Source organism: Streptomyces sioyaensis (assembly GCF_004122735.1).
In the GTDB taxonomy this organism is placed as follows: domain Bacteria; phylum Actinomycetota; class Actinomycetes; order Streptomycetales; family Streptomycetaceae; genus Streptomyces; species Streptomyces sioyaensis.
Genome location: NZ_SDIF01000090.1, coordinates 16,405 through 28,311, shown reverse-complemented (window position 1 = coordinate 28,311; position 11,907 = coordinate 16,405). Strand labels below are relative to the sequence as shown.

Sequence of the window (11,907 nt, the reverse complement as noted above, 5' to 3'; positions counted from 1 at the left end):
TCCGCGACACCTGCGACCGGGTGCTGTGGCTGGAACGCGGTGAGCTGCTGATGGACGGCCCCACCGACGAGGTCATCGAGGCCTACGAGGCGCACCGGTAACCGGCCTCGGCCCATGCCGAAGGGGCGCACCCGCGATGGGTGCGCCCCTTCATGCATGCCCGCGCACGGTCGGCCGCGCCGGGCGGCGACCGGTCAGCTGTGCGTGCGCAGCAGCGTACGCATCGTCCGCATGGCCACGGACAGGTTCGCCAGATCGAACCCCTCCGACCCGTGGATCTCCTCCAGCGTCGCCCGGGCGCGGCTGAGGATCGCCCCGTTGGCCTGCTCCCAGGCCTTGAACCGCTGCTCCGGCGTCGAGGAGCCGTTGCCCACCGACAGCACATCGGCGGTCAGCGCCGCATGGGCCGCGAAGAGGTCCTCGCGGATCGAGGCGCGGGCCATCGACTGCCAGCGGTCGTTGCGCGGCAGCTCCAGGATGCGGTCGAGGAGCTGGTTGATCCGCAGCCGCTCGCCCAGGTCGTAGTAGACCTCGGCGACGTCCAGCGGCTCCTTGCCCGTACGGTCGGCGATGGCGACGAGGTCCAGCGCGGGGAAGACCGAGGAGAACCCGGACACCTGGACGGCCAGCGGCTCGGGCACGCCCGCACCGGTCAGCTCCTCCAGGATCGTCTGGTACCACTCCTGGTCGGTGCCCTGCAGCAGCTTCGGCAGCTCGCCCCAGACCTCGGCGACCCGCTCCGCGAAGAAGTCGATGGTCTCCGACAGCTCCAGCGGCTGCGGGCGGTTGTTGAGCAGCCAGCGGGTGCCGCGCTCGACCAGCCGGCGCGAGTGCAGCCGGATCCGGGTCTGGACATCGGCGGCGACGACATTGTCGAGCGCCTCGACGTCGTCCCAGACCTGGCCCAGCCGGAAGATCGCCCGGGCCGCGGTGTGCGCCCGCACGACCTCTTCGAGGGAGGCCCCGGTCTCCTCCCGCATCCGGTGCAGGAAGCTCGTACCGCCGGTGTTGACGGTGTCGTTGACCAGCACCGTCGTGACGATCTCGCGGCGCAGCGCATGCCCGTCGACCTGCTCGGGGAACCGGTCGTGCAGCGCCGAGGGGAAGTAGGCGTGCAGCAGCCGCTCCAGATAGTCGTCGTCCGGCAGCCCGGTCCGGATCAGCGCCTCGGAGACCGTGATCTTGGTGTACGCCAGGAGCACCGCGGTCTCCGGCTGGGTCAGCCCGCGCCCGGCGTTCAGCCGCTCGCGGATCTGCCGGTCGGTGGGCAGGAACTCCAGCGCCCGGTCGAGATCGCCGTCGCGCACCAGGCGGCGCATGAAGCGCTGCTGGGCGTTGAGCATGCTGGAGGACTGGGCGAGGGCCAGCGCCAGCGCGGTGTTCTGCGCGTAGTTGTTGCGCAGCACCAGCGCGCCGACCTCGTCGGTCATCTCGGCCAGCAGCTTGTTGCGCTGCTTGACCGTCATGTCGCCGTCCGCGACCACGGAGTTGAGCAAGATCTTGATGTTCACCTCGTGGTCGGAGGTGTCCACACCGGCGCTGTTGTCGATCGCGTCGGTGTTGATCTTCCCGCCGGACGCGGCGAACTCGATCCGGCCCAGCTGGGTCAGGCCCAGGTTGCCGCCCTCGCCGACGACCTTGACCCGCAGGTCCTCGCCGTTGACCCGGATGGCGTCGTTGGACTTGTCGCCCACATCGGCGTTGGACTCCGCCGAGGACTTCACATACGTGCCGATGCCGCCGTTCCACAGCAGGTCGACCGGTGCCTTGAGGATGGCCTGCATCAGATCGGCGGGCGTCATCTTCTTGATGCCGGCCTCGATGCCGAGGGCGGCCCGTACCTGCGCGTTGATCGGGATGGACTTGGCCGAGCGGGGGTGGATGCCGCCGCCCTGCGAGAGCAGCTCGGCGTTGTAGTCCGCCCAGGACGAGCGGGGCAGCTCGAAGAGCCGGCGGCGCTCGGCGTAGGAGGTCGCCGCGTCCGGGGTGGGGTCGAGGAAGATGTGCCGGTGGTCGAAGGCGGCGACCAGCCGGATGTGCTCGCTGAGCAGCATGCCGTTGCCGAAGACGTCACCGGACATGTCGCCGACGCCGACCGTGGTGAAGTCCTCGGTCTGGGTGTTGTGGCCCAGCTCGCGGAAGTGCCGCTCGACCGACTCCCAGGCGCCGCGGGCGGTGATGCCCATCTTCTTGTGGTCGTAGCCGGCGCTGCCGCCCGAGGCGAACGCGTCACCGAGCCAGAAGCCGTACGACTCGGCGACCTCGTTGGCGATGTCGGAGAACGTCGCGGTGCCCTTGTCGGCGGCGACGACCAGGTAGGTGTCGTCCTCGTCGTGCCGGACGACGTTCTGCGGGTGGACGACCTCGCCGCCGACGAGGTTGTCGGTGATGTCCAGCAGACCGGAGATGAAGGTCCGGTAGCAGGCGATGCCCTCGGCCAGCCAGGCGTCCCGGTCCTGCGACGGGTCCGGCAGCTGCTTGCCGACGAAGCCGCCCTTGGCGCCGACCGGCACGATGACGGTGTTCTTGACCATCTGCGCCTTGACCAGGCCGAGGATCTCCGTACGGAAGTCCTCCCGACGGTCCGACCAGCGCAGACCGCCGCGCGCGACCTTGCCGAACCGGAGGTGGACGCCCTCGACCTTCGGGGAGTACACCCAGATCTCGTACGCGGGGCGGGGCGCCGGCAGGTCGGGGATGGCCTGCGGGTCCAGCTTCATGGACAGATAGGCGTGCGGCCGGCCCTGGCTGTCCTTCTGGTAGTGGTTGGTGCGCAGCGTCGCCTTGATGACGGTGAGGAAGGACCGCAGGATCCGGTCCTCGTCCAGGGAGGCGACCTGGTCGAGCGCGCCGTCCAGCTCCTCCAGCAGCCCGTCCGTCAGCTCCGTGCCGGCCCGCTGCCGGTCGGGGGACATCCGCGCCTCGAAGAGGGAGACCAGCAGCCGGGTGGTGTGGACGTTGTTGGAGAGGGTGTCCTCCATGTACGTCTGGCTGAAGGTCGAACCGGCCTGCCGCAGGTACTTGGCGTAGGCCCGCAGCACCATCGCCTGGCGCCAGTTGAGACCGGCCCGCAGCACCAGCGTGTTGAAGTTGTCGCTCTCGGCCGCGCCCGTCCACACCGCCGTGAAGGCGTCCTGGAAGCGCTCGCGGGCGTCGTCGCCCTTGACGTGCTCCGGCATCCGCAGCCCGAAGTCGTAGACCCAGGCGACGGTGGAGTCGGCGCAGCGCAGCTCGTGCGGACGCTCGTCGATGACCTCGACGCCCAGGCGGTTCAGGCCCGGCAGCACCCGGGAGAGCGACACCGGCTCGCCCCGGCGGTAGATCTTGAAGCGGCGCTCGCCGGGTCCCGCGTCGACCGGCTCGTAGAGGCTGACCGAGAAGTCCTTGCCCGGCTCACCGGTGAGCTTCTCCAGATGCTGGAGGTCGGCGACGGCGCTGCGCGGGCTGTTGTCGGCCTTGTAGCCCTCGGGGAAGGCGTGGCCGTAGCGGCGCAGGAGCTCGGCGGCGCGCTCCTCGCCGACCTCGGCGGTCAGCGCCTCGGCGAAGCCGTCGGCCCACGAGCGGGCGGCCTCCACCAGCCGGCTCTCCAGGCGGTCCGCGTCGGCGTCGGTGAGCTCGGGCAGGCTGGCGCCGGGCTCGACACGGATGACGAAGTGCAGCCGGGAGAGAATCGACTCGGTGTTCCAGGCGGTGAAGTCGACGCTGGTGCCGCCCAGCTCCTCCTTGAGGATGTCGATCAGGCGCAGCCGCACCCCGGTGGTGTACCGGTCGCGCGGGAGGTAGACCAGCGCGGAGTAGTAGCGGCCGTACTCGTCCTGGCGGAGGTAGAGCCGCAGCCGGCGGCGCTCTTGCAGGTAGAGCACGCTGGTGGCGATGGACCGCAGCTCGTCGACCGGGGTCTGGAACAGCTCGTCGCGCGGGTAGGTCTCCAGGATCTGGAGCAGGTCGCGGCCGTCGTGGCTGTCCGGGCTGAAGCCCGCGCCCTCCAGCACCTCGGCGACCTTGCGGCGGATGACCGGCACCCGGCGCACGGACTCGGTGTACGCAGCCGAGGAGAACAGGCCCAGGAAGCGCCGCTCACCGATGACATTGCCCTTGGCGTCGAACTTCTTGACACCGACGTAGTCGAGGTAGGAGGGGCGGTGGACGGTGGCGCGGCTGTTGGCCTTGGTCAGGACGAGCAGCTTGTGCTCACGAGCCTTGGCGCGGGCGTCGGCGGGCAGCCGGTTGAAGGACGGCGAGACGGGGTGGCCGTCGGCGGTCTCGCGGTGCGGCGGATCGGCGCGCAGGATGCCCAGGCCGGTACCGGGCACCGCGGTCAGCACGTCCTCCTCGCCGCCGCCCTCACCGGGCACGGAGGTCAGCTCGTACTCGCGGTATCCCAGGAAGGTGAAGTGGTCGGCGGACAGCCACCGCAGCAGCTCCTGGGCCTCCTCGATCTCCTGGTCGCGCAGATCGTCGGCGGTCGGCTCGGAGCCCAGCTCGTCGGCGAGCCGGCCGGCGGCGCCGCGCATCTTCTCCCAGTCCTCGACGGCCTCGCGGACGTCGGACAGCACCCGCAGCAGATCCGCGGTGATCTGCTTGAGGTCCTCCCGGTCGGTCTCGCGGTCCATCTCGACATGGATCCAGGACTCGGTCACCGCGTCGTGCGGCAGCTCGGTGCCCTTGCCCTTGCCGGTCCTGCCGTGGGCGTCGCAGTTGGAGTCGAAGACCTCGATGAGCTTGCCGGTGACATCACGGCGGACGATCACCTGCGGGTGGATCACGACATGGATGCCGCGGCCCTGCCGGGAGAGCTCATTGGTGACCGAGTCGACCAGGAACGGCATGTCGTCGGTGACCACCTCGACGACGGAGTGGCTGCACGTCCAGCCGTTCTCCTCGACGGTCGGGGTGTGCACCCGGACGTTCGCGGTGCCCTGAGGACGCATTTCCGCGAGGCGGTAGTGCGAGAGCGCGGCGCCGAAGACGTCGACCGGATCGCGGTCCGTGAGGTCCTCGGGAGCGGTGTGCAGGTAGTAGCGCTGGAGGTATCCCGCCAGGGCGTCCGGGTCGAGACCCCGTACCGGGTGCTTGCTCCCGGCCGGGCTGCTTTCAACGACCCGGGCGGCCCTGGCGAGCAGCTCGGTTTTGGCTTCGTCCAGCTTGGTCTGCATGTCCTCTGGCTCCTGTCGCGCGCCGTTGCGTGACGTTGTGGAAGAACGTGATGGAAGCCGCACAACGCCGCCGTGACGCGAGGTGTTCTGTCGCTGTCGACGCTATGCCGCGATGAGAGAGGGCCGGGTCGCCATCGACTGTTTTTGACAAAGTCGACAGGGAAAGTTGGCCGCAACGACCAGCGATCGCCCGGTCACGGTCGTGCCCCGGGCGCACGGCAGGGGCCTCGATGCCCCCGCGGATTATCGCGCTGATCACGATGCAAGGCTATCGCTCCCCCTACGGGTGCCGTCATGGGCCTTGTAGGTACAAAACCTTGGCGTGAACTTAGACCTTCCGGACAACGCACGTCCGGGGTGGGGTGTGCGTGCCGCCCTGGCGCCCGGACTCCCGGCGGGCCCGCACGACAGCGGCGTCCGGGCATCGCCGCCCAGGAGGCCGGATGGGCGTACGGGCCCCAGGAGAGATCCTGGGAAAGGCCCTAGACGACGAGCACTCCCGCCAGCTCGACCGCCTCGGCGAGCGTGTCCACCACCGGCACCCCGGCGGTCTCCAGGCTCCCGCGGCTGTGCGATCCGCCCGTGTAGAGCACCGCACGCGCACCCGCGTCCTGCGCCGCCACCGCATCGTCCACGGCGTCACCGATCACGACCGTACGCTCCGGCTCGACGTGCTCCATCGCGGCCAGATGCCGCACCATGTGGGCGCTCTTCGTGCCGCCGGACGGTCCGGTCCGGCCGTCCACCCGCACGAACCGCGATTCGATGCCGAAGCCGCGGACGATCGGTATCAGGTCGTCGTGCCCGTACATGCTCAGAATCGACTGGCTGCGCCCGGCCGACTGCCAGCCCTCCAGGAGCAGATCCACGCCCTCGGCGAGCTCACAGCCCAGGCGGTGGGTGCTGTAGTGGCGGTGGAACGCCTCGTCCATCACCAGCCACTCCGCGTCCGTGGGCAGCCGCCCCATCAGGCGCTCGTAGAACCGCGGCACGGGCACGCAGTACAGCTCGCGGTACGTCTCCAGGGTGATCGGCTCCAGCCCGATCTCCGCGAAGGCGGAGTTCGTCGCCCCGATGACGGCGTCGATGTCATGGAACAGGGTCCCGTTCCAGTCCCAGACGATGTGTGTCGCGTGCTTCCCCATGCGATTCCCCAGGTCGTTGCCCGTGCGTTTCCCCTTGAAGAAAAGGTACCCGCACCCGCTGACAACGCGGCCGGACCTGCGGCGATCGGGCCACTAGCCGATCAGGTGCGGGATCTCCTGCACCCCGAACCACAGCAGATCGTGGTCCTCGGCACCGTCGACCGTGAACTGCGCGTCGTCATCGCCCTGGTCCGCCGCGCCGAGCGCCGCCGCGGCCGCCGCGATGTCCGCCTCCGCGTCGTCGGCATCCACGTGCACCGCCGCGGCCTTCGAGAGCGGCACCGGCCCGGCGACCCGCACCTCACCCAGCGACGACTGGTCGAGTCCCCGGTCCGGATCCGCCACGGCCGCGCCGTCCGGCACGTCCACGGCCACCACCACCCGCCGCCGTGCGAGCTCCGGGTGTCCGGCGAGCATCCGCAGCGACGCCTGCGCGGCCCGGTTGAGCGCCGCGTACTCCAGCTCCTCGATGTCGTCCGAGACGTACCACTCGCGCAGCGCGGGCGTGACGGCGTACGCGCCCAGGGAGCCGGGGTCCAGCTCACCGTTCTTGTGCGCCTCTGCGAGACCGGAAAGGGTCAGGGGGACATAGACGCGCATGGCAGCCGCTTCCGCTCGATTCGCTCGACTCTCACGATTGTCCCGCCAGCATACGGGCGCGAGTCCCCCATCGTGCCGCCCCCACAGCCCTCGTGCCGCCCACCCGGAGACCGCCCACCGGCCCACTCTCAAGGCCTCATACCAAGCCCGCGCCACGGACGGGTGAAACGTGCGCGCCCCCCGCCCCGGCCCTTCCGCGCCTTGCTGCCACCCCGGTCCCGTCGATAGAAGATCCTCACCACAAAAGCTACCGCCCGGTAATTCACGGGCCCGGCACCCCGGGGGCGATCACCAGCATGACCGGCACCAACAGCACCACGGCGGACACCACACCCGCTGCCGCCGGGCGCACCGCGCCCGACGCAGGGCACACGCCACCGCCCGCACCCGCCGTTCCCCGGCCACGGCGCTCGCCCGCCGACCGCCGGCCCCTCGGCCCGGCCGGCAGCGGCCCCGGCGCCCCCGGCCGGAGCGGTCCGGGCGCCACCGGCCGCGGCTCCGGCCCGGCCGGGCGCAGCCCCGGCGCCGCCGGCCGCGGCCCCACCCGTACCGCGCCCCGCCCCGGTCGTCCCACCGCCCTGGCCGCCGCGGCCAGCCGCCGGGCCGCCCCCGGCGGCTCCGCCACCCCGGTCACCGCGGTCGGCGTGCCCCTGCCGACCGCCGGGGCGCGGCGCCGGGCGTACGAGAGCCGGCCGCACCACTGGTTCGCCCAGCAGCTGCTGCTCGCCCTCAGCGGTCAGCGCCCCGTGCACGCCCTGCTGGGCCATGCGCTGCCGGCCGCGTACGACCGGCTGGCGGAGCTCGCCCCGCAGGCACCGCTGCGGCCGGTCCCGGTTCCCGGCGTCCGCGGGCCGGCCCCCACGGTGCGCGACTGCGGGCTGTGCCGGCCCCGCCGTGGCGTCATCGAGGCCTTCGCCCGGATCGCGGCGGGCGAACGGCTGCGGGCACTGGCCTTCCGGCTGGAGCTGGGCGCCGACGCCCGGTGGCGCTGCGCCGCCCTCGACATCGGCCCGGCCCCTGGCGTCCCGGGCACGGCCTGATGCCCGGCAGGCGCACAAAGGCGCCCCGGCCGTCTCCGGCCGGGGCGCCCCTCTGCTCCGCGGCCCGGGCGGCCCGTCCCCGGGCCGCCTCACCGCTCAGCGCTCACTGCTCACTTCTTACGGCGACGCCCCGCGCTCTTCTGGGCCTTGCGGCGCTCGGCGCGGGTCAGCCCGTCCGCCTCGGAACGGGCCGGTCCGGCCTCCTCGTCGCTGATGAAGTCGCCCTCGATGACGCTGCCGTCGCCGTCCACCTTGGGCGCGGAGAAGTGCAGCCGGTCCGGACGCTGCGGCGCCTCCAGGCCCTTGGCGTGGATCTCCGGGCGCCCCACGCCGGCGGGCACGGCGTCCTGGAGGTCCTTGTCCAGCGAGGTCTGCGCCGACTCCTCCACCGGAACCTCCTCGACCTGCTGCTCGACCTGGACCTCCAGGTTGAACAGGTAGCCGACGGACTCCTCCTTGATGCCCTCCATCATCGCGGTGAACATGTCGAAGCCCTCGCGCTGGTACTCCACCAGCGGGTCCTTCTGGGCCATCGCCCGCAGGCCGATGCCCTCCTGGAGGTAGTCCATCTCGTAGAGGTGCTCACGCCACTTGCGGTCCAGGACGGACAGCACGACCCGGCGCTCCAGCTCCCGCATGACGTCCGAGCTGAGCTGCTCCTCACGGGCGGCGTACTGCTCGTGGATGTCGTCCTTGACGGCATCGGCGATGAACTCGGCGGTGATGCCCGCGCGGTCGCCGGCCTCGTCCTCCAGCTCCTCGACGGTCACCTTGACCGGGTAGAGCTGCTTGAACGCGCCCCACAGCCGGTCCAGATCCCACTCCTCGGCGAAGCCCTCGACCGTCTCCGCCTGGATGTAGGCGTCGATGGTGTCGTCCATGAAGTGCTTGATCTGGTCCTGCAGGTCCTCGCCCTCCAGGACACGGCGGCGCTCGCCGTAGATCACCTCACGCTGGCGGTTGAGCACCTCGTCGTACTTCAGGACGTTCTTGCGCGTCTCGAAGTTCTGCTGCTCGACCTGCGACTGCGCGGAGGCGATCGCCCGGGTCACCATCTTGTTCTCGATCGGGACGTCGTCGGGCACATTGGCCATCGCCATGACCCGCTCCACCATCTGCGCCTTGAACAGCCGCATCAGGTCATCGCCCAGGGAGAGGTAGAACCGCGACTCGCCGGGGTCGCCCTGACGGCCGGAGCGGCCGCGCAGCTGGTTGTCGATCCGCCGCGACTCGTGCCGCTCGGTGCCGAGCACGTAGAGCCCGCCGAGCTCCTTGACCTCTTCGAACTCCGCCTTGACCGCGGCCTCGGCGCGCTCCAGTGCGGCGGGCAGCGCGGCCGCCCACTCCTCGACGTGCTCGACCGGGTCCAGGCCCAGCTGCCGCAGCTCCGCCTCGGCGAGGTCGTCGGGGTTGCCGCCGAGCTTGATGTCCGTACCGCGGCCGGCCATGTTCGTGGCGACCGTGACGGCACCCTTGCGGCCCGCCTGGGCGATGATCGGCGCTTCCCGGTCGTGCTGCTTGGCGTTGAGGACCTCGTGCGGCACACCGCGCTTGTTGAGCTGCTGGGAGAGGTACTCGGACTTCTCCACGGAGGTCGTGCCGACCAGGATCGGCTGACCCTTGCCGTGCTTCTCGACGATGTCCTCGACGACCGCGTCGAACTTCGCGGGCTCGGTGCGGTAGATCAGGTCCGCCTGGTCCATACGGACCATCGGGCGGTTCGTCGGGATCGGGACGACGCCGAGCTTGTAGATCTGGTGGAACTCGGCGGCCTCGGTCATGGCCGTACCGGTCATGCCGGAGAGCTTGTCGTAGAGGCGGAAGAAGTTCTGCAGGGTGATCGTGGCGAGCGTCTGGTTCTCGTCCTTGATCTCCACCCCTTCCTTCGCCTCGATGGCCTGGTGCATGCCCTCGTTGTAGCGGCGACCGGCGAGAATACGGCCGGTGTGCTCGTCGACGATCATGACTTCGCCATCGATGACGACGTAGTCCTTGTCGTTCTTGAAGAGCTCCTTGGCCTTGATCGCGTTGTTGAGGTAGCCGACGAGCGGGGTGTTCACCGATTCGTACAGATTGTCGATGCCCAGCCAGTCCTCGACCTTGCTGACACCGGTCTCATGGATGCCGACGGTGCGCTTCTTCTCGTCGACGTCGTAGTCGCCGGTCTCCTCGATGCCGCGCTGCGGGTTGGCGGCCTCGCCCCGCTTCAGGCGCTGCACCAACTTGGCGAAGTCGCCGTACCACTTGGTGGCCGAGTCCGCGGGGCCGGAGATGATCAGCGGCGTACGGGCCTCGTCGACGAGGATCGAGTCGACCTCGTCGACGACCGCGAAGTTGTGGCCGCGCTGGACGAGTTCGTCCTGCGACCAGGCCATGTTGTCGCGCAGATAGTCGAAGCCGAACTCGTTGTTGGTGCCGTAGGTGATGTCGCAGTTGTACTGCTCACGGCGCTGGGCCGGCGTCATGTCGGCGAGGATGCAACCGACCGTCAGGCCCAGGAATTTATGGACGCGGCCCATCATCTCGGAGTCGCGCTCGGCCAGGTAGTCGTTCACCGTGATCAGGTGGACGCCCTTGCCGGACAGTGCGTTGAGGTACGTCGGGAGGGTACCGACCAGGGTCTTGCCCTCACCGGTCTTCATCTCGGCGACGTACCCCAGGTGGAGGGCCGCGCCGCCCATCAGCTGGACGTCGTAGTGCCGCTGGCCGAGCACCCGCTTGGCGGCCTCACGGACCGTGGCGAACGCCTCGGGCAGCAGATCGTCGAGGCTCTCGCCGTCCGCGAAGCGCTCCTTGTACTCATCCGTAAGGGCACGCAGCTCCGCGTCGGACAGCGCCGCGAAGTCCTCCTCGATGGAGTTGACCTGGCCCGCGATGCGGTGCAGTTTGCGCAGGATCTTTCCTTCGCCTGCACGCATGATCTTCGTCAAGACGGACACTTGGGCTGGTCTCCTTGCCGGTCGGGCCTGCACGGTCGAGTGCGCGGGCGCGGCATTTTTCCAAGGGGGCAGGCCCCGCCGCAACGGCCATCGTAAAGGAGGACGCAGCCGGGCCGGGAGGTCCGCCGCAGCGAACCCCGCTATCCCCTCCTCCCGTGAACGCGCAAGGCCGCGAGAAGGTGCCGGGCGGGTGCCGGGAATCACGCCGAAAACCCTTAGCCAGGCTTTCCGCAACCTTGCAGACTCATGCCATGAAGCCGGTCACCCTCACCACCGAGCGTCTCGTGCTGCGCCCCTTCGACGCCGCCGACGCACCCGCGGTGTACGCCGCCTGCCAGGAGCCCGACATCCCGCGCTGGACCACCGTCCCCTCCCCGTACCGCCAGGAGGACGCCGAGCAGTTCGCCGGCACGGTCGTCCCCGAGGGCTGGCGCCAGGACACCGCGTACCACTTCGCCGTCGTGACCCGGGCGGAGGGGGCCCTGGTGGGGGCGATGGGCCTGGTGCGCCTCGACCGGCTGCGCACCCCGGAGCGGCAGGCCGAGCTGGGCTACTGGACCGCCAAGGAGCAGCGCGGCCGGGGGTACACCGTCGAGGCGGCCCGCGCGGTGCTGCGCTGGGCCTTCGGCGATCTCGGGGTGGAGCGCATGGAGTGGCTCGCGGAGGCCGGCAACGAAGGCTCCCGGGCGGTGGCCCGCAGGCTCGGCTTCCGGATGGAGGGCACCCTGCGCGCCAAGCTGCCGCGCGAGGGCACCCGCCGGGACGTCTGGATCGGCTCGCTGCTCCCGTCCGACCTGCCCGGAGCGCACGGACCGTCCGGGGCGGCCGGCACCGGTGTCCCGGAGTCGTCGCCGTATCTGCCCTACCCCGGCTGAGTCCCGGCCGCGCGGTCCGGCAGCGGTACGGCGTGGGCCCGGCACGGCGTGAGCCCGCACCGTGCCGCACTCGCACCGCGACGGCTCCGCTCCGGGTGGCCCCGGATGCCGCCTCACCAGTGGTTCTTCCCGTGCCCGGAGCCGTTGTCAGT

The 11,907-nt window shown here is 70.6% G+C and carries 6 protein-coding genes and 1 pseudogene; 3 read left to right on the top strand and 4 right to left on the bottom strand.

The genetic code is table 11. The annotated features are described in order from the left end of the window. Window positions 1-101, top strand: a pseudogene (locus tag EST54_RS35610) (ABC transporter ATP-binding protein); the annotation flags it as partial. 93 nt (window positions 102-194) lie between these two features. On the opposite strand, the gene EST54_RS25030 reads toward EST54_RS35610, so the two are convergent. The 3 genes from EST54_RS25030 to EST54_RS25020 form a co-directional block, all read right to left on the bottom strand. Continuing rightward, window positions 195-5,156: an NAD-glutamate dehydrogenase gene (locus EST54_RS25030; RefSeq protein WP_129249980.1), complete on the bottom strand. Its 4,962-nt coding sequence runs from the start codon at window positions 5,154-5,156 to the stop codon at window positions 195-197. A 482-nt stretch (window positions 5,157-5,638) separates the two neighbouring features. Then, window positions 5,639-6,301, bottom strand: a complete 663-nt coding sequence (locus EST54_RS25025) for an HAD family hydrolase (protein WP_129249979.1) — start codon at window positions 6,299-6,301, stop codon at window positions 5,639-5,641. A 93-nt stretch (window positions 6,302-6,394) separates the two neighbouring features. Continuing rightward, window positions 6,395-6,901 (bottom strand): DUF6912 family protein, encoded by a 507-nt coding sequence (locus EST54_RS25020; RefSeq protein ID WP_129249978.1) that lies wholly within the window; start codon window positions 6,899-6,901, stop codon window positions 6,395-6,397. 296 nt (window positions 6,902-7,197) lie between these two features. On the opposite strand from EST54_RS25020, the gene EST54_RS25015 reads away from it, so the two are divergent. After that, window positions 7,198-7,941: an Rv3235 family protein gene (locus EST54_RS25015; RefSeq protein ID WP_129249977.1), complete on the top strand. Its 744-nt coding sequence runs from the start codon at window positions 7,198-7,200 to the stop codon at window positions 7,939-7,941. A 110-nt stretch (window positions 7,942-8,051) separates the two neighbouring features. On the opposite strand, the gene secA is transcribed toward EST54_RS25015, so the two are convergent. Then, on the bottom strand, window positions 8,052-10,880 hold the full coding sequence (secA, locus tag EST54_RS25010) for a preprotein translocase subunit SecA (protein WP_129249976.1): 2,829 nt from the start codon (window positions 10,878-10,880) through the stop codon (window positions 8,052-8,054). Between the two features lie 251 nt (window positions 10,881-11,131). Between secA and EST54_RS25005 the strand changes: the two genes are divergently transcribed. Beyond that, window positions 11,132-11,755: a GNAT family N-acetyltransferase gene (locus EST54_RS25005; RefSeq protein ID WP_129249975.1), complete on the top strand. Its 624-nt coding sequence runs from the start codon at window positions 11,132-11,134 to the stop codon at window positions 11,753-11,755. The last annotated feature ends 152 nt before the right edge of the window (window positions 11,756-11,907 follow it).

What these genes read in the sequence shown, in the direction of transcription:
- EST54_RS25030 (WP_129249980.1), bottom strand. Translation starts at nt 5,156, where the DNA reads ATGCAGACCAAGCTGGACGAAGCCAAAACCGAGCTGCTCGCCAGGGCC.
- EST54_RS25025 (WP_129249979.1), bottom strand. Translation starts at nt 6,301, where the DNA reads ATGGGGAAGCACGCGACACACATCGTCTGGGACTGGAACGGGACCCTG.
- EST54_RS25020 (WP_129249978.1), bottom strand. Translation starts at nt 6,901, where the DNA reads ATGCGCGTCTATGTCCCCCTGACCCTTTCCGGTCTCGCAGAGGCGCAC.
- EST54_RS25015 (WP_129249977.1), top strand. Translation starts at nt 7,198, where the DNA reads ATGACCGGCACCAACAGCACCACGGCGGACACCACACCCGCTGCCGCC.
- EST54_RS25005 (WP_129249975.1), top strand. Translation starts at nt 11,132, where the DNA reads ATGAAGCCGGTCACCCTCACCACCGAGCGTCTCGTGCTGCGCCCCTTC.